The following is a 22,585-nucleotide window of genomic DNA, read 5'->3' as shown; positions in this document are numbered from 1 at the left end:
CGGGGGACCCGGGGGACCGCGAGGGACGACGGGGAGGCAGCAGCATGAGCCGGGTGCTCACCGAGACGATGGTGCGGATCGAGGACGTCCACAAGTCCTACGGGCGCGGCGCCGCCGCCGTCCACGCCCTGCGCGGGGTCTCCCTGGAGATCCCGCGCGGCGAACTCGTCGCCCTCAAGGGACGCTCGGGTTCGGGCAAGACGACCCTGCTGAACATCGTCGGCGGACTCGACACCCCCGACCGGGGACGGGTCGGGGTCGACGGGCGGGACCTCGCCGGCCTCGGCGAGAGCGGGTTGCTGGAGCTGCGCAGGGACCGGATCGGGTTCGTCTTCCAGTCCTTCGGGCTCATCCCGATCCTCACCGCCGCCGAGAACGTCGGCGTACCGCTGCGGCTGCGCCGGGCCGACCCGCGCGAGCGCGAGGAGCGCGTCGACCTGCTCCTCTCGCTCGTCGGGCTCGCCGACCACGCGGCCCAGCGGCCCGGCGAGCTGTCCGGCGGCCAACAGCAGCGCGTGGCGATAGCCCGCGCCCTCGCCAACCGCCCCGCGCTGCTCATCGCCGACGAGCCCACCGGGCAGCTGGACGCGGAGACGGGACACGCGGTCATGGAACTCCTGCGCGCCGTCGTCCGCAGCGAACGGGCCACCGCCCTGGTCGCCACCCACGACGCGACCCTCCTCGACCTCGCCGATCGTGTGCTGGAGCTACGGGACGGCGAGATCGTCGAGAACTGAGCGGCCCCGGAGCCGCCCGGTTCCGGTCCGCGACTTCCGCGTCCGCGTCCGCCGCCCGAGCCCTCGCGGGCAGGGAGCCGCGCCAGCCGGTCCGTCGGGCCGGGCCTTCGGCCGAAGGCCGCGCGGGCCGGCCGCCGGCACCGTCAGAGTCGCGTCAAAGACCGTCGGAGAACGGGCCAACCGGCCATTCGCCCACATCCTTGGCCGTAGGGTCGACGCTGCGTACACAGCAGTCACGGGAAGACAATGGGGCCATGGCGCGCGGCAAGCTGCGGATCTACCTCGGTGCGGCACCGGGCGTGGGCAAGACCTACGCCATGCTGTCCGAGGCCCACCGACGCGTCGAGCGGGGCACCGACTGCGTCGTGGGCTACGTCGAACACCACGACCGGCCGCGCACCGAGGTGATGCTGCACGGCCTGGAGCAGGTGCCCCGCATGAGGCTGGAACACCGGGGCGCCGCTTTCGGCGAGATGGACGTCGACGCCGTGCTGCGCCGGGCCCCCGCCGTCGCCCTGGTGGACGAACTCGCGCACACCAACGTGCCCGGTTCCCGCAACGCCAAGCGCTGGCAGGACGTCGAGGAGCTGCTCGCCGCCGGGATCGACGTCGTCTCGACCGTCAACATCCAGCACCTGGAGTCCCTGGGGGACGTGGTCGAGTCGATCACCGGGGTGCGCCAGCGCGAGACCGTCCCGGACGAGGTGGTCCGCCGGGCCGACCAGATCGAGCTGGTCGACATGTCCCCGCAGGCCCTGCGCCGCCGCATGGCGCACGGCAACATCTACCAGCCGGACAAGGTCGACGCGGCCCTGTCCAACTACTTCCGGCCCGGCAACCTCACCGCCCTGCGCGAGCTGGCGCTGCTGTGGGTGGCCGACCGGGTCGACGAGTACCTGAACGCCTACCGCAGCGAGCACCGGGTCTCCCGGATCTGGGGCTCGCGCGAGCGGATCGTGGTCGGGCTGACCGGCGGTCCCGAGGGCCGCACCCTGATCCGGCGCGCGGCGCGGCTCGCGGAGAAGGGCGCCGGCGGCGAGGTGCTCGCCGTCTACATCTCCCGCAGCGACGGCCTGACCTCGGCCTCGCCGAAGGAGCTGGCCGTGCAGCGCACCCTGGTGGAGGACCTGGGCGGCACCTTCCACCACGTGGTCGGCGACGACATCCCGGCCTCCCTGCTCGACTTCGCGCGCGGCGTCAACGCCACCCAGATCGTGCTCGGCTCCTCGCGCCGCAAGGCCTGGCAGTACGTCTTCGGGCCCGGCGTCGGCGCCACGGTCGCCCGGGAGTCCGGCCCCGACCTCGACGTCCACATCGTCACCCACGAAGCGGTCGCCAAGGGCCGCGGACTGCCCGTCGCCCGGGGCGGGCGGCTCGGCCGGGCCCGGATCGTCTCGGGCTGGCTGGTGGGCCTGGCCGGCCCGGCGATCTTCGCGGTGCTGCTGAACACCGTCGACCTCGGCCTCGCCAACGACATGCTGCTGTTCCTCGCCGTGACGGTGGCCGCGGCCCTGCTCGGCGGCCTGCTGCCCGCCCTGGCCTCGGCGGCCTTCGGCTCCCTGCTGCTGAACTACTTCTACACCCCGCCGCTGCACCGGCTGACCGTCGCCGACCCCAAGAACATCGTCGCCATCGCGATCTTCTTCGGCGTCGGCATGTCGGTCGCCTCGGTGGTGGACCTCGCCGCCCGGCGCACCCACCAGGCCGCCCGGCTGCGCGCCGAGTCCGAGATCCTCTCCTTCCTCGCCGGCAACGTGCTGCGCGGCGAGACCGGCCTCGAGGAACTGCTGGAGCGGGTCCGGGAGACCTTCGCCATGGAGTCGGCGGCCCTGCTGGAGCGGGCGGGCGACGTCGAGCCGTGGACCTGCGCGGGCCGCGCCGGCTTCGGGCCCCCGCTCCGGCGGCCCGAGGACGCCGACGTCGACATGCCGGTCGGCGACCACATGGCCCTCGCGCTGACCGGCCGGGTGCTGCCCGCCGAGGACCGCCGGGTGCTGGCCGCCTTCGCCGCGCAGGCCGCCGTCGCCCTGGACCGCAGGCGGCTCCAGGAGGAAGCGGACCAGGCCAAGGAGCTGGCCGAGGGCAACCGCATCCGCACCGCGCTGCTCGCCGCGGTCAGCCACGACCTGCGCACCCCGCTCGCCGGGATCAAGGCCGCCGTCTCCTCCCTGCGCTCCGAGGACGTGGCCTGGTCCGAGGAGGACCGGGCGGAGCTGCTGGAGGGCATCGAGGAGGGCGCCGACCGGCTCGACCACCTCGTGGGCAACCTCCTCGACATGTCCCGCCTGCAGACCGGCACCGTCACCCCGCTCATCCGCGAGATCGACGTGGACGAGGTGGTGCCGATGGCGCTGGGCGGCGTCCCCGAGCACAGCGTCGAGCTGGACGTGCCCGAGACGCTGCCCATGGTCGCCGTCGACCCGGGGCTGTTGGAGCGGTCGGTGGCCAACCTCGTGGAGAACGCCGTCAAGTACAGCCCGCCCCGGCACCGGGTCCTCGTGTCCGCCAGCGCCATAGTGGACCGGGTCGAGGTGCGTGTCGTGGACCGCGGGCCCGGCGTGCCGGACGAGGCGAAGGACCGGATCTTCGAACCCTTCCAGCGGTACGGCGACGCCCCGCGCGGCGCCGGGGTGGGCCTGGGCCTCGCGGTGGCCCGCGGCTTCGCCGAGGCCATGGGCGGCAGCCTGAACGCCGAGGACACACCGGGCGGCGGGCTCACCATGGTGCTCAGCCTCCGCGCCGCCGGAACGCGCCCCGAGCCCCTCCCCGTCGGGGAGTCCGGCACAGAACAGGAAAGGCAGGCCTCATGACCCGTGTGCTCGTGGTCGACGACGAGCCGCAGATCGTGCGTGCCCTCGTGATCAACCTCAAGGCGCGCGACTACGACGTCGACGCGGCACCCGACGGCAGGACCGCCCTCGACCTCGCCGCCTCCCGCCACCCGGACGTCATCGTCCTCGACCTCGGGCTGCCGGACATGGACGGCGTAGAGGTGATCAGGGGGCTGCGCGGCTGGACCCGGGTGCCGATCCTGGTCCTGTCCGCCCGCCACTCCTCGGACGAGAAGGTCGCGTCGCTCGACGCGGGCGCCGACGACTACGTCACCAAGCCCTTCGGCATGGACGAGCTGCTGGCCCGGCTGCGGGCGGCCGTCCGCCGGGCCGAGCCGGTCGGGCCCGGCGAGGACGACGTGACGACCGTGGAGACCGAGGGCTTCACGGTCGACCTGGCCGCGAAGAAGGTCAACCGCGCCGGCCGCGACGTCCGGCTCACCCCGACCGAGTGGCACCTGCTGGAGGTGCTGGTGCGCAGCTCCGGCCGGCTGGTCAGCCAGAAGCAGCTGCTCCAGGAGGTGTGGGGCCCGTCGTACGGCACCGAGTCGAACTACCTGCGCGTGTACATGGCCCAGCTGCGCAGGAAGCTGGAGGCGGACCCCTCGCACCCGAAGCACTTCATCACGGAACCCGGGATGGGCTACCGGTTCGAGAGGTGAACTTCCGGGAGGTGAGCTGGCTTACAGCCCTGTCGTCGGGTCCCGGTACGCTTCAGATATGAGTGCTGCTCCTCGTTCCGAAAAGCCGGCCGGCCGGTTCCGGCGGATGCTCGACCGGCTCTCCACGTCGCAGGAGGACCTGGAGTCGGAGGAGCTGCGGGAGGACACCGAGACCGCCGGTTGCGTCCGGATCGGTGACTGCCGTGACCGGCAGATCGTCACCGTAACTGGTACCTTGCGCACGGTCACTCTGCGACCGCGCGCCGGAGTCCCGGCCCTGGAGGCCGAACTGTTCGACGGCTCCGCCGCGCTGGACGTGGTGTGGCTCGGCAGGCGCTCCATCGTGGGCATAGAACCGGGGCGCAAGCTGATCGCATCGGGCCGGATCTCGATGAGCCGGGGCCGCCGTGTGCTGTTCAACCCGAAATACGAACTGCGACCCCTCGGACGGGAGTAGCCGGTGACGTCCCTCGACAAGCCGACCGAAGACACCCAGCAGACCCAGCCGGACGAGGCCCGCGACGCCCGCGCGGTCACCGAGGCCGCGCTGTTCGAGGCGTTCGGCGGTGTCCGCGGCATGGTCGAGACGGTCCTGCCCGGGCTGCTCTTCGTCGCGATCTTCACGATCAACAAGAACCTGCACGTCTCGGCGATCGCCGCGCTGGCCGTGTCGCTGGTGCTGGTGGTGGTGCGGCTGGTCCGCAAGGACACCGTCAAGCACGCCTTCAGCGGTGTCTTCGGCGTGGCCTTCGGCGTCGTCTTCGCGATGTTCACGGGCAACGCCAAGGACTTCTACCTGCCCGGCATGCTCTACACGCTGGGCCTGGCGCTGGCCTACATCGTCACGACCCTCGCCGGGGTCCCGCTGATCGGCCTGATCCTCGGCCCGGTCTTCAAGGAGAACCTCTCCTGGCGCACCCGTAACCCGGGCCGGAAGAAGGCCTATGCCAAGGCCAGTTGGGCCTGGGGCCTGATCCTGCTCGCCAAGTGCGCGATCCTCTTCCCGCTGTACTGGTGGGCCGACACGGCCCAGCTCGGCTGGGTGCTGGTCGCGCTGAAGATCCCGCCGTTCCTGCTCGCCGTGTGGCTCACCTGGGTCTTCCTGGCCAAGGCGCCCGCGCCGATCGACGTCTTCGCGGAGATGGAGGAGGCGGAGAAGGCGGAGCAGGCGGAGAAGGAGCGCAAGGCCGCCCTGGCCGGCGAAGACGGCGACCCGACGGGCGGACGGCACCGCCGGGGCGCGTAGGCGTCGCGAGCACGACCGGCAGCGCGACCGGAAGCACGAGAAGGGCGCCCTTGGCAGCAAGGGCGCCCTTCGCCGTCGTACCGGCTCGCGACCGGCCCAGACCTGTCAGGAGACCGTCAGGCGTCCTCGCGGCGCACCGACAGCAGCTCCTCCAACTGCTCCTCCCGGGCCTGGGCGGCCACGAAGAGCAGCTCGTCGCCCGGTTCGAGGGAGTCCTCCCGGGACGGGGTCAGCACCCGGGTGCCACGGATGATCGTGACCAGCGAGGTGTCCTGCGGCCACTCCACGTCGCCCACCTGGGTGCCGGCCAGGGCCGACTCCTCGGGCAGGGTCAGCTCGACCAGGTTGGCGTCGCCGTGGCTGAAGCGGAGCAGCCGGACCAGGTCGCCGACGCTCACCGCCTCCTCGACCAGGGCGGACATCAGACGCGGCGTGGACACGGCGACGTCGACGCCCCACGACTCGTTGAACAGCCACTCGTTCTTCGGGTTGTTCACCCGGGCGACGACGCGCGGAACGCCGTACTCCGTCTTGGCGAGCAGCGAGACCACCAGGTTGACCTTGTCGTCACCGGTGGCGGCGATCACCACGTTGCAGCGCTGCAGCGCCGCCTCGTCCAGGGACGTGATCTCACAGGCGTCGGCCAGCAGCCACTCCGCCTGCGGCACCCGCTCCACCGAGATGGCGGTCGGGGCCTTGTCGATGAGCAGGACCTCGTGGCCGTTCTCCAGCAGCTCGCCCGCGATCGAGCGGCCGACGGCACCGGCTCCGGCAATGGCGACCCTCATCAGTGACCGCTCTCCTCTTCCGGGCCCCCGGCGAACGCCGCCTCGACCTTCTCCACGTCGTCCGTCCGCATCATCACGTGCACCAGGTCGCCCTCCTGCAGCACCGTCTGCGAGGTGGGCAGGATGGCCTCGCCCAGGCGGGTCAGGAACGCCACGCGGACGCCGGTCTCCTCCTGGAGCCGGCTGATCTTGTGACCGACCCACTTGGGGGAGGCGTGCACCTCGGCGAGCTGCACTCCGCCGGTGGGGTCGCGCCACAGGGGCTCGGCGCCCGAGGGCAGCAGCCGGCGCAGCATCTGGTCGGCGGTCCAGCGGACCGTGGCCACGGTGGGGATGCCCAGGCGCTGGTAGACCTCGGCGCGGCGCGGGTCGTAGATGCGGGCGGCCACGTTCTCCACACCGAACATCTCGCGGGCCACGCGCGCGGAGATGATGTTGGAGTTGTCACCGCTGGAGACGGCGGCGAAGGCGCCGGCCTCCTCGATGCCCGCCTCGCGCAGGGTGTCCTGGTCGAAGCCGACCCCGGTGACCCGGCGTCCCCCGAATCCCGGGCCCAGCCGGCGGAAGGCGGTGGGGTCCTGGTCGATCACGGCGACCGTGTGGCCCTGTTGCTCCAGGGTCTGGGCGAGAGCGGAGCCCACTCTTCCGCAGCCCATGATGACGATGTGCACGACCGTCCTTCCGGTGTCCAAAAGTTACTGCTCAGCATCAGGGTCTCAGACCGACGCCCAAAGCTACACAGGAGCCGTTCGGGCTGGGCACCCCCGTGCCCGGATCTTCGCGGTCACTGGCCCGGTTCGCTGTCCGCGACCACGGACGGCAGGTCCCGGCGAGTGATGCTGCGCACGCTGCACAGGGTCAGGATTCCGAGGCCGAGGAGGGCGGCCATGGCACCGATCAGCTCTGCGGTCGCGGGCATGGGACCTCCGAAGTGCGATGACAGGCGGGGTTTGCCATCTAGGCACGCAGAGCGCGCGGACCACGGAATCCGCAGTTCCGAGCCCCCCTGATTTCACTCGTGAGGCACAACCGGGATGCCGGGTGGGCGGTAACGTGTTCGACGGCCTACCATCCTCTGTCGTGTCCAAACTGACCGACGTGCCCAAACGGATTCTGATCGGGCGCGCTCTGCGCAGTGACCGGCTGGGCGAAACGCTCCTGCCGAAGCGCATCGCACTCCCCGTCTTCGCCTCCGACCCGCTGTCCTCCGTTGCCTACGCGCCGGGGGAGGTCCTGCTGGTCCTGTCCATCGCGGGCGTGTCGGCCTACCACTTCAGCCCCTGGATCGCCGTCGCGGTCGTCGTGCTGATGTTCACGGTCGTCGCCTCCTACCGGCAGAACGTCCACGCCTACCCGAGCGGCGGTGGCGACTACGAGGTCGCGACCACCAACCTCGGGCCCAAGGCCGGCCTCACCGTGGCCAGCGCGCTGCTCGTCGACTACGTCCTGACCGTCGCCGTCTCCATCGCCTCCGGCATCGAGAACCTCGGCTCCGCGGTCCCGTTCGTGGTCCAGCACAAGGTGCTGTGCGCGACCGCCGTGATCATCCTGCTGACCCTGATGAACCTGCGGGGCGTGAAGGAGTCGGGCAAGCTCTTCGCGATCCCGACCTACGTGTTCGTCGGCGGCGTCTTCGTCATGATCGCGTGGGGTGCGTTCCGGGGCCTGGTCCTCGGCGACACCATGCACGCGCCGACGGCCGACTACCACATCAAGGCCGAGCACCAGGGTCTGGCGGGCTTCGCGCTCGTCTTCCTGCTCCTGCGCGCCTTCTCCTCCGGCTGTGCCGCCCTGACAGGCGTCGAGGCCATCTCCAACGGCGTCCCGGCCTTCCGCAAGCCCAAGTCGAAGAACGCGGCCACCACGCTCGCCATGATGGGCCTGCTGGCCGTCACGATGTTCTGCGGCATCATCGCCCTCGCCATGGCGACGAACGTCCGCATGGCCGAGCACCCGACCACCGACCTGATCCACAACGGCCGCCCGGTCGGCTCCGGCTACGTCCAGAACCCGGTGATCTCCCAGGTCGCCGAGGCGGTGTTCGGCAAGGGCAGCTTCCTGTTCGTCCTGCTGGCCGCCGCCACCGCCCTGGTGCTGTTCCTCGCGGCGAACACGGCCTACAACGGCTTCCCGCTGCTCGGCTCGATCCTCGCCCAGGACCGCTACCTGCCGCGCCAGCTGCACACCCGCGGCGACCGCCTCGCCTTCTCCAACGGCATCGTGCTGCTGGCCGGCGCGGCGACCCTGCTCGTGGTCATCTACGGCGCGGACTCCACACGGCTGATCCAGCTCTACATCGTCGGCGTGTTCGTGTCCTTCACCCTCAGCCAGACCGGCATGGTCCGGCACTGGAACCGCCACCTCGCGGTCGAGAAGGACGCGGCCAAGCGCAGCCACATGATCCGCTCCCGCGCGATCAACGCCTTCGGCGCCTTCTTCACCGGCCTGGTGCTCGTCGTCGTCCTGGTCACCAAGTTCACGCACGGCGCCTGGGTCGCCCTGCTGGGCATGTGCATCTTCTACGCGACGATGACGGCGATCCGTAAGCACTACGACCGCGTCGCCGAGGAGATCGCGGCCCCCGAGGGCCCGAGCGACGACAGCGTCCGGCCCTCCCGGGTGCACTCCGTCGTGCTGATCTCCAAGATCCACCGCCCCACGCTGCGCGCCCTGGCCTACGCCAAGCTGATGCGCTCGGACACCCTGGAGGCGCTCACCGTCAACGTCGACCCGGCGGAGACCAAGGCGCTGCGCGAGGAGTGGGAGCGGCGCGGGATCGACGTACCGCTGAAGGTCCTCGACTCGCCGTACCGCGAGATCACGCGGCCGATCATCGAGTACGTCAAGGGCCTGCGCAAGGAGTCCCCGCGCGACGCGGTCTCCGTGATCATCCCCGAGTACGTGGTCGGTCACTGGTACGAGCACCTGCTGCACAACCAGAGCGCCCTGCGGCTCAAGGGACGCCTGCTGTTCACGCCGGGCGTCATGGTGACCTCGGTGCCCTACCAGCTCCAGTCCTCCGAGGCGGCCAAGCTGCGCGCCCGCAGGCGGCAGGAGTGGAACGCGCCGGGCGCGGTCCGGCGTGGCCCGGCGGCGGAGCGGCCGAAGGAGCCCGCCGCCAAGGACTGAGGCACGCATTCCGGGCTCCGGACTCGAGCGCCGGACGGAAACCCGGACGGAAGCGCGGGACCGGGGCGCGGGAGCGAGGCGCGGGCCCGAAGTGTGGGGCCGAGCTCGGGACCCGAGCGCCGGACCGCGGCCCGGACGCCCGCGCGGACCGAGGCACGAAAGCGAGGCCGTAGACTGGTGGGCTGTTGTCAGGCCCGCCGGTCCGCGGCCTCTTCCGTTGCCGCGGTCCCTCCCGATCTGGAGTCACCCCACCATGCAGGCAGAACCGACCAAGTCTCTGGTGGGCGAGGAGTACGAGGTCGAGATCGGCCCCGTCGCCCACGGCGGCCACTGCATCGCCCGTACCGCCGAGGGGCAGGTGCTCTTCGTCCGGCACACCCTGCCCGGCGAACGGGTGGTGGCCCGGGTGACCGAGGGCGAGGAGGGCGCCCGCTTCCTGCGCGCCGACGCCGTCGAGATCCTGGAGGCGTCCAAGGACCGCATCGAGGCCCCCTGCCCCTACGCCGGGCCAGGCCGCTGCGGCGGCTGCGACTGGCAGCACGCCAAGCCCGGCGCCCAGCGCCGCCTCAAGGGCGAGGTGATCGCCGAGCAGCTCAAGCGGCTCGCGGCCCTCACCCCCGAGGAAGCCGGCTGGGACGGCACCGTGCTGCCCGCCGAGGGGGACAAGCTGCCCGCCGGCGAGGTCCCGCAGTGGCGCACGCGCGTGCAGTACGCGGTCGACGCCGACGGCAACGCCGGACTGCGCCGCCACCGCTCGCACGAGGTCGAGCCGATCGACCACTGCATGATCGCCGCGGCCGGCGTCAGCGAGCTGGGCATCGAGGACCGGGACTGGTCCGGCATGGCCGCCGTCGACGCGATCGCCGCCACGGGCTCCCAGGACCGCATGGTCATCCTGGAGCCGCGCCCCGGTGCGCGCCTGCCGCTCGTCGAGCTCGACCGGCCCGTCTCCGTGATGCGCGTCGACGAGAAGGACGGCGGCATCCACCGTGTCCACGGCCGCGCGTTCGTCCGCGAGCGCGCCGACGACCACACCTACCGCGTCGGCAGCGGCGGCTTCTGGCAGGTCCACCCGAAGGCGGCCGACACCCTGGTCAAGGCCGTCATGCAGGGCCTGCTGCCCCGCAAGGGCGAGATGGCCCTCGACCTCTACTGCGGCGTCGGCCTCTTCGCCGGCGCCCTCGCCGACCGCCTCGGCGAGAAGGGCGCGGTCCTCGGCATCGAGTCCGGCAAGCGCGCGGTGGAGGACGCCCGGCACAACCTGGCCGACTTCCCCCGGGTCCGCATCGAGCAGGGCAAGGTCGAGTCGGTCCTCCCGCGCACGGGTATCACCGAGGTCGACCTCATCGTCCTGGACCCGCCCCGCGCGGGAGCCGGCCGCAGGACGGTGGAACACCTGGCGTCCCTGGGCGCCCGCCGCATCGCCTACGTAGCCTGCGATCCCGCGGCGCTGGCCCGGGACCTGGGGTACTTCCGCGACGGCGGGTACCGGGTGCGGACGCTGCGGGCGTTCGACCTCTTCCCGATGACGCACCATGTGGAGTGCGTGGCGATTCTGGAGCCTGCTGAAAAGGGCCGCTGACGCCGACGCCTTGTGCGAGTCTGCCCCCGATCTCTGTCGGGGGCAGACCTGTGTCCGCCTACGGGTGTGCCTTCTCGTACAACGCCCGGGTGATCGCGAGCCACGTCTCCTTCGGCAATGCCGGAATCCGGTCCTTCTCCGCGTCGATCAGGAGCTCTTCCAGGATCCGTTGATCGGACGGGTCGTCGGAGGAGGCGATCGAGCTGAGATATCCGGTGAGCCGGGGGCTCAGGGACTTCGTCGTCCGGGGTTCGACGAGCCAGCTGAAGAACCAGCGGATCACGCGGGCGGCGCGCCGGGTGTGGAGGTCGAGCAGGTACGGGTCTCCGGGGCCGGGGGGTGGTGTGATGCGGAAGTCGATCGCCAGGAGGCTCGCGAGGAGCTCGCGGGCCGGCTCCTCCGCCTGGACAGCGGGTGGGAGGTTCTCCAGGACGATGTTCTGGGCGGCGTAGGGCAGTGGTTTCCGGAGGAGGGACAGAAGGTCCTCGTGATGGGTCTGGGCCAGGCGTTCCTCGGTCTTGTGCCGGAGCTCGGCGGCGCGTTCCGCCGGGTCGGTCGCGCGGACCAGGTCCTCGGTCAGCGCTCGGATCTGGGACGACTCCATGCGGGGCCGGCGGCCCCTGTGCGTCCACAACTTCGAGACTGCCGATCTCGCAGCGACCGGCTGGTGGAGGAACTCCGGCAACGCTGCTTCCTCCAGGGCGCGTTGGTAGTCGGGCGTCAGCCGGTCGGTGATCCCTGCCATCACCGGGGCCGGCGCGGAACTCATCTCGATGCTCGGGGCCGGGCTCGTCGGGTGGTGGGTGAGAGGCGCGTCCGCCCGCGGGGAGAACCCGGGGGGAAGGCTCGGCTGTGGCGGGTACTGGGGTGGGGTGTTCGGTGGCTCCGGGTATCCGTGGTGGGCCCCCTGTGCTGCCACGGACGTCGATACGTCCGGTGACGGCGATGGGGACGGTGACAGCGGCGACGACGCCGGCGGCGGAGTGTCCGTGCCGGACCGCTGCGCTTGCGTCGCTTCGGGTGAGCCCCGCCCCTCCTCCGTAGGACTCCCCGCCTGCCGTGGCGCTGTCGCCGGCTCCCTCGACGGGGGGGATGGTGGGGAAGGGGACGACGCCGGTGCCTCGGCCGGCTGATGACGCCACTCCCGTGGGGAGGCCCAGCTCGCGTCGGAGGCCGGTGCCTGCCGGGCCGACGGCTGGGCAGGTAACACGTCCTGGATACGGTCCTGTTGAGGCGGAGCGGGCTGCCGGTCCCGTTCCGGGGCCGCGGGTGAGGGAATCACCGGCGCTGAACCGGCGTCCGTTGGTCCCGTGCCCTCGTATCTGGCCGGCCACACTTCGCGGAGCCGGGCGTGGAAGAGCCGTAGCTCCGGGTCGGTCCTGTTCGGGTCGGTGTCCAGCAGGCGCTGGTACTTGACGGCGCCGGGCCAGCGCAGATAGTGGTCCACGAGGGTGGCGGCGAGTTCGGCGGCCGGATCCGTGCCGGGGTCCAGCAGGTCGATCCGGCGCAGACGGCTGTCCTCGTTGGGGGAGACGCGCCAGGCCGGGACGAACACCACCCGGTACGGCTGGTCGTCCATCGTGTCGAAGGTGGCGAACTGCCAGCTTCCCGAGCCCCGGTCCAGCGAGGAGCCGAAGATCCACCACAGACCCCACAGCACCAGGAGTGCCGGTTCCGGCGGCTCCCGCTCGGGGGGCACCGGTCGGTGTTCACGGGCTTGGGCGCGCGCCTTGGCCAAGGACTCGTCCAACTCACCCACGAGTGCCGACAGCCGGGCCTCCGGAGTGCGCAGGAACTGGGCCACCAGACAGAGCAGCGGGCGCCGGACCAGCCTTATGTTCTCCCACATGCGGTTCCGCATGCGGTTGGCCAGGGCGTTGAGACGTTCGCGCGGCATCGGCTCGATCCGCCCCGTCACCCGATCGGCCCAGCCCTGCTCCGCCCAGGCAACGGCGCCCAGGCTGATGCAGTAGAGGGGGACGAAGAGTCTCGCCGGGCCCAGCAGGGCATGGCAGACCGTGCTGTCGCGGTTCTGGGCGTCGGAGCCGGGGGTGCGGCGGACAAGGAGGACGCGGCCACCGGGGATGATGTGCCGGACCAGGCTGGGCCGCTGCTCGTCGCCCATCACGCGGAGCACCGGGCCGAGCCGATCGGCGAGTTCGCGGGCCTCGGGCTCGGGGCAGGAGTAGGCGACCGCGGCGATACCCGCGCCCCGGTGGCCAAGGTTGCCGGCCCAGCGGAACACGACCTGGTGCACCCGGTCGTCGGGTGCGGCCGTGTCCCCGGGCCGGCCGGGCTGCGTCCGGGTCACAAGCCCACCGCCGCCGGTCCGTCCTCGGTGTCGTCGTCGAGCAGCCCGCACATCGCGAGCACCGAGACCAGCGGCTCCAGCACCCGCAACGGCCTGGTGCCGTAAGGGAATCTGCCCTCGTGGTCGTGGCTGCCGGTGGCCGAGGCGAAGTGCAGGGTGCAGCGCAGCACGCTGTCGAAGGGACCGACCCACGCCTGCCCGGTGTGGTGGCGCAGGAACGAGTACGCGTCCCGGCTCTCCTCGGCGAACCGCTCGGCGATCCGCCGTTCCGGCGGGGGTTCGCCCAGCCAGCGGTCCACGGGCGGTTCGAACCGCACCAGATCGCTTTTGTTGATCACCACCGCCGCCGCCACCCCGAGATACTGCCCGGCCGCACGCGGCAGCCGGTCCAGCACGGTCTGGAACGCCGGATCGCCGCCCCGGGTATAGCCCAGGTCGCCGCGCAGCGGATCCAGGTACGACATGGGCAGCGCCCGCAGCGGATCCACCACGAAGATCAGCGCGTCCACGCCCACCATGAACCGGGTCAGCGCGTCGGTGCGGCGCAGGTCCTCACCGGCCAGGTCGAAGAACGCCACCGGCCGGGCCAGCCCGTCCGGCCGGCTCAGCAGCAGCGCGTCCACGAACGCGGCGAAGCCGCCGGCGCTGCGGGTGTGCTCCAGCATCGTCCCGGACCGCAGCCGCTCCACCCGCTCGGTCATGAACGTCTGGTGGTCCTGCGGGTTCACGGACTGCATCTGCAGCCCGTACCGCTTCAGACCGCCGTCGGCGATCTCGGCGATCATCTGAGTGAGCAGATGCGTCTTGCCGGTGGCCGAGTCCCCGACCATCGCCACGGTCAGCGGACTGCCGTTGGTCAGATACGGCACCGGGATGTAATGGGCCTGCCCGTCCTCGGAGTTGTCGCACCGCTGGTAGGCGGAGCGGAGGGTGTCGGCGAGACGCAGCGGACTGATCCGCCGGTCCACGTGCAGCTCCTCGAACAGCTGCTTGTCGTTGCGGACGAACAGCTGCTGCTCGTCGTAGGAGATGATCTCCAGGCAGTACGGGCAGAGGATCTCCTGGGCGGTGGCGCCCGGCGGCATCGGAACGGTCATCGGCGGGTGTCTCCTTCGGACCGGCTCCCGCCGGGCTCGTTCGTGCCGGAGGTGCGGCCTCCGCTGATCCACGTGCGCAGCCGGCCGCGCTCGCGGGCCGGATACTCGTAGCCGGTGAACTGCGCCGGCGGCGCCTCGCCGTGCCGGGGCCCGTCCGCGCCGAAGCCGCCCGGTTTCCCGGAGCGCTCCTGCTCCGGGAGGTACGGGGGGTGCACCGGGGGCGGCGGGGCGAGGGAGGCGTGCTTGCGGCGCCGGATCTCGTCGAACTCCCGCCGGTGGTGCTCCAGCGGGTCCGGCAGCAGCACGCCCGCCGCCTCGGCGGCGACCTCCGGCGCCAGGGTGCGCAGCAGCGCGTCCGGCGTCGGCCGGTCCTGCGTGTGCCGGGCGAACACCTGGCCCAGCGTCTCCATCACGGACCGCTGTGCGGCCAGGTCGGCGGGCGGCCCGTCGGCGCTCCCCGGCCGCCCGGAGACCAGGTGGTACATCACCTGCGCCACGCTCCACAGCGCGTCCCGCGCCTCCGTCGTGCCCACCCCGGCCCGTTGCTCGGGCGAGGCGTACGGCGGGATGCCGTACGGCACCCGGGGGCGCCCGGCCCGGACCACCGAGCCCAGGTCCCACACCTGCACGCCTTGGGCGTCCCAGCGGACGGCGCCGGGCACGATGCCCCGGTGCACCAGGCCGACCGCCTCCATCAGCCGTACCGCCAGCACCAGATCGCGCTCCACGGCCCGCTGGTCGCCCATCGACACCCGCTCGAGAGGCCCGGACAGCGGACGTCCGCGCGGCACGGCGTACAGCACGAACGGGGCCGGGGTGTTGACGTCGTAGCCGACCGGCGTCGGGAAGAGACCGCCGAAGCGGGTGCCCGCGTACGCCCGGTGCAGCGCCAGCGCGGCGGTGATCTCGGCCTGGAGCAGGGTGTACGCCTCCCGGTCCGCGCCCGCCTCCTGCGGCAACCGGACCTGGAAGCCCTGCCAGCCGTCCTCGAAGCGGACCGGCCGGGCCAGCGCGGGCGGCCGGACCAGACGGGGCCGGTCCGGCCCGAACCTGGCCCGCACCCGGTGCGTGACGCCCTGCGGGGAGATGAAGGAGAACTCCACGGGCGCCTCCCGGGACGCGGCCGGGCCGGTGCCGGTCTCCCGGCCGGTGTGCTCGCGGGGGCGCACCCGCTCCGCGCGGGCGCCCTCCGCGTCGTGGACCGGCTCCTGACCGGCGGTCGGCCGGGGGGCGGGCGCCCCGTACGGCTCCGGCGTCGGCCCGAACCGGTCCGGGTGCGGTGCGGGCCGGTGGTCGTTCACCATGACTTCCCCACTGTGTTGATCCGTGCGCCCGGGGCGCGGTCGGTCGTCGTCGTACGGGTACGGTTCACCGCTGCGCCCATTCCTCGCCGGGGTCCGGAACGGGGCCGGTCGGGCCGCGGTCCGGACCGGGGAGCGGGCCGTCCTCGGCCCAGGTGCGCACGCGCACGTTCTCCACCACGCCCGCACGCAGCGGGACCAGCCGCAACGTGCCGGCGAAACGGCCCGAGGCCGTCCACACCATCGCGGCCGGTACGGCGTCGGGGCCGAGCCCGCCCGCGCGCACCTCGACCACGGGCCGTACGGCCTGCGGGGCGAACGCGATGGACCGCGCCTCGGCCGGGTCCCGGCTGAGTAGCGAGAGCTGCGCCGGGGGGCACAGCAACAGCGGTCTGCCCTGTTCCGAACCGGTGTTGAGCACCTCCCGGACGCGCTGCGCCCCGATGCCCAGCAGCGCCGAGGCGTCCCCTCGCACCCGGTCCTCCCGGGCGTAGGGCGGGGCGGGCACTACCCCGTTGTCGCGCAGGCCCAGGCCGGCCGCCGCGATGGCCCGGGACACGGCGGCCTCCAGGGTGGTCGGCGCCCCGCCCGCGGGCCCGGCACCGCCCGCGCCGGTGTGGCCGCGCAGCGCGGCCACCGTCGCGTCGGCCAGGTCCGCGACAAGGGTCGGCACCAGGTCGGGACCGCCCTCGCCCGCGCCCCGGTGCAGCCAGGGCGGGGCCACCCGGGGCACGTGCCGGGGGCGGCCGCCGGGCGCGGCGGCGGGCTCGGCCCAGCCGCCGGCCGGCGGCTCGTCGGGCCAGTCGGCGTCCGGCCAGGACGAGTCCGGCTCCGACGGGTCCGGGCCCGGCGGGTACGGCCGTGCCGCGTCCAGGTGCGACGCGTACGGCTGCGGTCCGTCCGGCTGTGGCGCGTGTGTCTCCGACGCGTACGGCGGTGAGGCGCCCGGTGGTGCCGCGTACGGTTCCGCCGCGTACCCCTGTGCCGCGTACCCCAGGGTCGCGTCCGGCTGAGCCGGGCCCTGCCAGGCGCCGGGGGTCCGCGGCCGGTCGTCCGGCCAGGACTCCGCGTCCCAGTCGGGGTCGGACCAGCCGTCCGGACCGGCCGGTTTCCCTCCGGACCCGTACGGCGGGCCCGACACCGGGTGTCCCGCGTCCGCCGCGACGGCCGCGCCCCGCAGCACCGCCGCGAGCGTGCGGGCGCCGTCGGCGCAGCGGGTGCGCTCCTCGGCAGCCCACCACTGCCGGCGCAGCGCGTCCGCCAGGACGGCGTCCAACCGGGTCAGGCACGGCCCGAGCTCGGAGGTGCCGGTCGCCTCCCACCAGTCGGCCACGCCCTGGCGCCACCAGGCCCCGACGCACAGCACCGCGCCGAGCACACCGGTCAGCACACCCCCGAGCACCAGCTCGCGCGGGACGCTCACCAGCAGGGCCAGACCGAACCCGGCGCCCGCGCCGGCCGCCAGCGCGAGGGCGCGGGCCGCATCCGCCCGGTGCACCCGGCCGCCCGCCGCCCGGTTCGGCCGGACCGCCCCGGCCAGCGCGCCGCCGAGCAGGAGCACCACCGCGGGCAGCAGCGCGAGCAGCGTGCCGGGCCACGGCGCGAGGGCGGAGACGAAGGCGGCCAGCGCCGTCGGCGCCAGATGCCTCGCGCGGGCGCGGGCGAAATGCAGCGGCGCCACCGCCGACATCCGCCCCAGTGACTCCTCCGGGCACGCCCGCTCCAGGTCTCGCAGCCGGGCGGCGGACGGCGTCGGAGCGACCCGTTCGGCGAGCGCCGTCAGCCGGGCGGCGACCGCGCGCAGCGGCAGCCCCGATGTCAGCCAGCGCGCGGTGCAGCGCTGCAGCCCCTCGTCCGACTCGCCGCCACGCGACCGGCGTTCCCACATCTCCTCCGGCAGCGCCACGCCCCCGTCGGCGAGCCGGGCCAGCGCGTCGCCGTGCGGGACACCGGGCGAGCCGCTGTCCCGCAGCACACCGGCCGCCACGTCCCGGTACCGGCGCAGCGAGTCCACCGCCCGTGCCATGGTCGAGGGCACTTCGTCCGCCACCTGGCGCTCCGTCAACAACGCTCGTGCGGAGCTCAGTTCGTCCCGCATCCTGGCGAGGTCGTCCACGGCCCGTACGCAGGCGGCGCGGGCGGCTTGGGCGGGGCCGCCCGGACGCAGCAGCGCCGTCACCGGGCGTTCCGGACCCGGACCGAACAGCTCGGCCAGCCCGGACGGGAGATCCTGCGCGGAGGGCGGCCCGGTGACCGGCACCTCGCCCCCGGCGAACCGGGTCAGCGCGCCGATCCACGCGCTGTCCCGCGCGTCCGGTGTCAGATCGTGCTCCAGCACCCGCAGCGACAGCGTGGCCACCGACACGGGGGCGTCGTGCAGCTCGGACAGCACCTTGTCGAAGATCTCCCGCACCCGTAGCAGATCGGCCAGTGCGACCAGCGCCGCCTCCTTCTCACCGGCCGGGTCGGCGGTGCCCGGATCGTGCCCCGCCCACGGATCGGGCGCCCACAGCACCCCCGTACCGGAGGACTGCAGCACGGACGCCAGCCGCAGCCTGCGCCCGGCCCCGCCTTCCGCCGGGTGGCCGTCCGGGTGCGACGCGGTCCGGTCCGGCACGTCCGCGTACGACGCGTCCGAGGGCGGCGGGTTCGCGGACGGCCGCCGCTCCAGGTCGCCGACGACCAGGCAGAGCAGGCGCACCCCACCCAACGTCGGTGTCGCCGCCACCAGTTCGTACGCCTCGGCGTGCGCCGTCAGCCCGTCCGGCTCGTCCATCACCAGGAATCGCAGGTCCCCGGTGCCGGCCCGGCCGCTGTCCGGCAGTAGGGCACCCACCCGGCGGCGCAGATCGGCGCCGTCCACCAGTACGTCCCGGCCGCCCCGGAAGTCCAGTACGACGACCGGGCTCCCCGTGCCGCTCACGCGTGCTTCTCCCAGCTCTCGCGGGCGTCGTCGCCGTCGCCGCCGGACGTGATCTCCTCGTCCGGCCAGTCGGCGTCGCCGTCCGCGTCCGAGATGCCCCACGGCGCGGCGGAACCGGCCCCGGGCCAGCCCGGATCGGGTTCGGTGGTGCGCGGGAAGGGCGGGTACTCCCGCGCGGGCACCGGTCCCGGCGCGGGCCGCCCGGCCGGCGCCTGCGGCACCGTGGGCCGGCCGGCGGGCGGCACCGGTGGCACCGGCCGGACCGGGCCCGGCTCCCCGGGAGTGCTCTTGCCCACGTCCTGGCGCGGGTGGTCCGCCGGACCGCGCCCGGCGGGCGCAGGCGGGGTGTCCGGCCAGTGCCGGGTCCGCTCGTCGTGCGGGGCCGCCGCCGGCCACCGCGCGTCCCCGTCGCCTCCCGGCCGGCTGTCGGCCCCCGGCGCGCCGTCGGCGCCCGGCCTGCCGTGCGCGGGCACGTCCCAGCCGTCGGCGCGCCGGGGCGCGGCGCCGCGTGCCGCGCCGTACGGGTCGGCGGGCTGCCCGATGTCCGCCGGGCCGGGGCGCTGCGGGCGCTCGGCGGGCCGCTGCTCCCAGGACCGGCCCCAGGCCCGGTCCTGGGGATCGTCCGAGCCCCGGTCGGAGGACCACCGTTCCCCCTCCTCCGGGCGCCGCGGGTCCTCGCCCGAGCTCCGGCTCTCGCGGACCCACTCCTCCAGTTCGCGCAGGGTCGGGTGGGCCCGGTGCTCGCCCTCGGGGAAGGGCAGGTCGAGCGCGTCGGGCAGGGTCTCCGCCCAGAACTCGCGCAGCCGTCGCGTCCAGTCGGTCACCCGTGCGCCGTAGCGCCGCTCACGTTCGTCCAGCAGGCGCAGCTGACGCGGCGCCACCTCGTGGACGAGCTTCAGATACAGCTCCGAGGGCTCGCTGCCCGAGGTGCCCAGCCCACGCGGCAGCGTGTTCATCACCACCTTGCAGTAGCTCTGCACGATGTTCTCCTCCGCCAGCAGCGCCCAGCGCTCGTACGCCCGCAGCAGCCCGGCCCAGCTGGAGATGCCCTCCTGGTAGTCGGTGAGCGCCAGCTGGATGCCGAGCGCGTCCTGGCCGGCGTCGTCGTGCAGCCGGATGCGCAGCCGCTGGGGGGACGCCGGGTCGCCCTGGTAGTCGATCTGGCCGTTCCACAGCGCGCACAGCAGCCGGTTCAGGATGTGCGCCCGGTCGTCGGGCGTGCTCGCCAGCCAGTCGTCGCGGTACCCGAGCCGCTGCCGCCAGCGCAGCACGTCCTCGTCGCGGCGGGTCTCCTGCGCCCTGGCCCACTGGCGCAGCACCTTGCGGGCCTCCGGCACCTCGGTGAGGCTCATCTCGCTGCGGAACAGCACCACGGAGATCGAGTCGGTGTCCACCGCCCGGTACTCGATGGTCCGCTGGCTGTCCTGAGGCAGCCGCAGATGCTTCTCCAGGTAGGTGTCCACGGCCACCCGGCGCGAGCCAGGATAGGTGATGAGGATCTTCAGCCGCCCGTTGCCCTCGGGAGTGAACGTCGCCGGCAGCAGACCGGCCAGCTTGTACCGGAACTGCTCCAACGCCCGCGTGCTGACCTGCTGGGACGCCTCGGTGTCGCCCGCCTCGGCGGCCAGCAGCGTGCTCATCCTGGGCAGCAGCGCGCGGGCCTGCCGTCCGTCGGGCCGCTCGGAGAACAGCCGCTGCACCCGGTGCTTGAACGCGGCCTTCACCTCGGACACGGCCGCGTCGGGGGAGTGCCGGGCGGCAGCGAAGGCGCTGCGGCGCAGTTCGGCATCGACCAGCTTGTGCAGCAGCGCGGCCTCGTCGCCGTTGGGCCCGAGCTGGTGGCTCTCCACCAGACGCTCCATCAGCGCCTGGTAGAAGCGGCCCAGGTTGCCCTGCGGGGGCAGCAGGTAGGAGACACCGGTGCGGTCACCGTACAACTCCTTGACCTGCGCGGCGTGCCCGCGGGGCTGGTCGTCCACGTGCTTGCGGAACGCGTCACCGACCGCGTGCACCTCGTTGCGCAGCTGGTTCGCGGCCTGCCGCCAACGGGGTTCGTGCTCGCTCCACGCGCGGTGCCAGACCGTGCGGGCCCGCCACTTGTACCAGCGGTCCTGCTCCTCCAGCGCGGCGGTCACCTCGTCGTCCGCCCAGCGCACCCGGGGCCCCACCACCCGGCCCTTGATCCTCGGCGCCGGCGGCGGCTGCACCTCGACCCCGGCGGGCCGCGTCGGGTCCTGCCGGCGGTTGTCGAGCATGCCGAGGAAGCCGAGCCGGGCCACCGTGTTGGTGTCGCCCGGCACGCCCGAGACCACTCGGCCGAGCGTGAACAGGTCGGTTTTCAGCAGCAGTTGCTCGGCCGCCGCGCGCGGTGCGAAGCCCTCAACCAGCACCGGCATACGGTGCGCGACCTGCCGTTCCAGGTCGGCCAGCAGCCGCCGCAGCTGCTCCAGCCGGTCCCGCAGCGCGGCTTCGATCTCGCCGCTGCCGCGCGGCAGCGGGTCCGGCTCGGTCACCTCCAGCGGCTCGCGCCGCCACAGCTCGCCCAACCCCGCGGCGGTGAACATCTCCCTGACCAGTGGCGCCGTCTCGTGCGGCACGGCGGTGGAGGCGTCGGTCAGCCCGGTCACCGCGTGGGCCAGCATCTTGGCCGCGACCAGCTCGGCCAGCTCGTCCAGCGGCGCCGTCATCGACGCGACCAGACTGGTGGAGATGCCCTTGCGGCCGATACCGGTCGCGGAGCGGGCACGGCGGCTGATGTCGCCGTTGACGAAGTTGCTGGCGAACGTCTGGTAGTCGTCGTCGCGTCCGCCGCCCTTGGCCTCGCCCAGGTTCAGATCGGTGCCGACCAGGGACACCACCAGGGAGACGATGGAGCGGCGCAGGTCGTCTGGGCGGATGGCGGCCGTCTGGCTGAACAGGAACGAGGTGGGCACGGTGCCCGGCCGCAGCGACACCGGGTGGGTCTGCGGGTAGCGGATGCGCAGCGACTCCTGGAGGTCCACGTCGCCCAGCTCCGCCTCGGCGTCCGGCGCGTTCTGCTCGTCCACCAGCCGGGACAGGTCCACCACCGCGCGGGCGGCGTTGAGTTCGGCCTCCCGGCCGCCGCCCTTGGCCTCGGGGAACGCCGACGGCATGACGACCAGCGGATAGATCCGCGCGCCCCGAAAGTTCTTGTCCTTGAACGCCTGCCCGATCAGATGCAGGTAGTCCAGGAAGATGCCCGCGCCGGTCCCGCCGGCCACCGAGAACGCCACGAACACGTCGCAGCCGTTGATGGTGTCGCCGCCCACCTCCTGGAGTTCCCCGCCCGACCCGGCGATCGCGTCGATGGCCCGGTGCAGCGGGGCCAACACCGGCGCGGGACCCTTGGCGAGGGTGGCGAACAGCGCGGCCCGGCCCACCGTGGGCAGCTGGCCGGCGCCATTGCGCAGCGGGTTGATCTTGGGTTCGCCGCCGTGCGGCGGCAGCCAGTCGGACACCTCGTCGCGCAGCTCCGCGCGCAGCATCCGGGTCACCTCGGGCGAACTGTCGTAGTCGGCGGGCAGCAGGTCGTGTGTGGCGCGCGAGGTGCGGCTGTAGGCCTGCCGCAGCGCGGTGTCCGCGCTCAGGTGCGGCAGCCGGCCCAGCTCCGCCTCGCTGTAGTCGGCGTACACGAACTGCAGGCAGCCGGGCAGCTGGTAGGGCAGCCGGCCGTTGCCGGTGAGGGCGGTGCCGTCCGGGCCGCAGAGTTCGGCGCGCAGCCGGCGCTCCAGTTCTGCGCCGATCAGGCCGCCGGTGCCGCCGAGGCCGACGAACAGCATCGGCTGGAAGATCTTCATCGCTTCGTTTCCCCCCTGTCCGGTGCGTGCGCACCGGGCGTTCGATGGATCCCAGGTCCCGTGGGCGGACCTGCCGTGGGCTGGTGGTGCGGGTCCGGGGGGGGGGGGGGGGGGGGGGGGGGGGGGGGGGGGGGGGGGGGGGGGGGGGGGGGGGGGGGGG

The 22,585-nt window shown here is 73.4% G+C and carries 15 protein-coding genes; 7 read left to right on the top strand and 8 right to left on the bottom strand.

Annotated features, from left to right (window positions below; translation table 11 throughout):
* Nucleotides 1-44 precede the first annotated feature (44 nt).
* The 5 genes from V7E45_RS25030 (at nt 45) to V7E45_RS25010 (ending at nt 5,476) form a co-directional block, all read left to right on the top strand.
* The gene (locus V7E45_RS25030) at nt 45-737 is read left to right on the top strand and encodes an ABC transporter ATP-binding protein (protein WP_333776446.1); all 693 of its coding nucleotides are present in this window, start codon (nt 45-47) and stop codon (nt 735-737) included.
* A gap of 254 nt (nt 738-991) precedes the next feature.
* Entirely contained in the window at nt 992-3,547 is a 2,556-nt protein-coding gene (locus V7E45_RS25025; protein ID WP_333776445.1) for a sensor histidine kinase KdpD, read from the top strand.
* Nucleotides 3,544-4,230 carry a response regulator gene (locus V7E45_RS25020; RefSeq protein ID WP_333776444.1) on the top strand — a complete coding sequence of 229 codons (687 nt, stop codon included), beginning with the start codon at nt 3,544-3,546 and terminating at the stop codon, nt 4,228-4,230. The genes V7E45_RS25025 and V7E45_RS25020 overlap by 4 nt, the downstream gene beginning before the upstream one ends.
* 58 nt (nt 4,231-4,288) lie before the next feature.
* A complete protein-coding gene (locus tag V7E45_RS25015; RefSeq protein WP_333776443.1) occupies nt 4,289-4,687 on the top strand; it encodes an OB-fold nucleic acid binding domain-containing protein in 399 nt (132 codons plus the stop codon).
* Nucleotides 4,688-4,690: 3 nt separating this feature from the next.
* A complete protein-coding gene (locus tag V7E45_RS25010) occupies nt 4,691-5,476 on the top strand; it encodes a DUF3159 domain-containing protein (RefSeq protein WP_333776442.1) in 786 nt (261 codons plus the stop codon).
* Between the two features lie 116 nt (nt 5,477-5,592).
* On the opposite strand, the gene V7E45_RS25005 is transcribed toward V7E45_RS25010, so the two are convergent.
* The 3 genes from V7E45_RS25005 to V7E45_RS24995 form a co-directional block, all read right to left on the bottom strand.
* Nucleotides 5,593-6,264, bottom strand: coding sequence for a potassium channel family protein (locus tag V7E45_RS25005; RefSeq protein WP_317445847.1), 672 nt, complete (start codon nt 6,262-6,264; stop codon nt 5,593-5,595).
* The gene (locus V7E45_RS25000) at nt 6,264-6,935 is read right to left on the bottom strand and encodes a potassium channel family protein (protein ID WP_319145657.1); all 672 of its coding nucleotides are present in this window, start codon (nt 6,933-6,935) and stop codon (nt 6,264-6,266) included. The genes V7E45_RS25005 and V7E45_RS25000 overlap by 1 nt, the downstream gene beginning before the upstream one ends.
* Before the next feature lie 113 nt (nt 6,936-7,048).
* Nucleotides 7,049-7,183 (bottom strand): hypothetical protein, encoded by a 135-nt coding sequence (locus V7E45_RS24995; protein WP_333776447.1) that lies wholly within the window; start codon nt 7,181-7,183, stop codon nt 7,049-7,051.
* A 161-nt stretch (nt 7,184-7,344) separates the two neighbouring features.
* Here V7E45_RS24995 and V7E45_RS24990 point away from each other — a divergent pair, with 161 nt between their 5' ends.
* Both V7E45_RS24990 and V7E45_RS24985 read left to right on the top strand, forming a co-directional pair.
* Nucleotides 7,345-9,393, top strand: a complete 2,049-nt coding sequence (locus tag V7E45_RS24990; protein ID WP_333776441.1) for an APC family permease — start codon at nt 7,345-7,347, stop codon at nt 9,391-9,393.
* A gap of 253 nt (nt 9,394-9,646) precedes the next feature.
* Nucleotides 9,647-10,975: a class I SAM-dependent RNA methyltransferase gene (locus V7E45_RS24985; protein ID WP_333776440.1), complete on the top strand. Its 1,329-nt coding sequence runs from the start codon at nt 9,647-9,649 to the stop codon at nt 10,973-10,975.
* A 58-nt stretch (nt 10,976-11,033) separates the two neighbouring features.
* Here V7E45_RS24985 and V7E45_RS24980 read toward each other — a convergent pair whose 3' ends face one another.
* The 5 genes from V7E45_RS24980 to V7E45_RS24960 form a co-directional block, all read right to left on the bottom strand.
* A complete protein-coding gene (locus tag V7E45_RS24980) occupies nt 11,034-13,286 on the bottom strand; it encodes a hypothetical protein (RefSeq protein WP_333776439.1) in 2,253 nt (750 codons plus the stop codon).
* On the bottom strand, nt 13,283-14,383 hold the full coding sequence (locus V7E45_RS24975; protein WP_333776438.1) for a hypothetical protein: 1,101 nt from the start codon (nt 14,381-14,383) through the stop codon (nt 13,283-13,285). Before V7E45_RS24975 ends, V7E45_RS24980 begins: the two co-directional genes overlap by 4 nt.
* Entirely contained in the window at nt 14,380-15,687 is a 1,308-nt protein-coding gene (locus tag V7E45_RS24970; RefSeq protein WP_333776437.1) for a hypothetical protein, read from the bottom strand. Before V7E45_RS24970 ends, V7E45_RS24975 begins: the two co-directional genes overlap by 4 nt.
* A gap of 64 nt (nt 15,688-15,751) precedes the next feature.
* Nucleotides 15,752-18,607 (bottom strand): hypothetical protein, encoded by a 2,856-nt coding sequence (locus V7E45_RS24965; RefSeq protein WP_333776436.1) that lies wholly within the window; start codon nt 18,605-18,607, stop codon nt 15,752-15,754.
* Nucleotides 18,604-22,425, bottom strand: a complete 3,822-nt coding sequence (locus V7E45_RS24960) for a tubulin-like doman-containing protein (RefSeq protein WP_333776435.1) — start codon at nt 22,423-22,425, stop codon at nt 18,604-18,606. The genes V7E45_RS24965 and V7E45_RS24960 overlap by 4 nt, the downstream gene beginning before the upstream one ends.
* Between the last annotated feature and the right edge of the window lie 160 nt (nt 22,426-22,585).

This window comes from Streptomyces sp. IBSBF 3136 (assembly GCF_036815105.1).
Lineage (GTDB): Bacteria > Actinomycetota > Actinomycetes > Streptomycetales > Streptomycetaceae > Streptomyces.
Note: the sequence above shows the minus strand (reverse complement) of the source record. Positions and strands in the feature narration are given on the sequence as shown.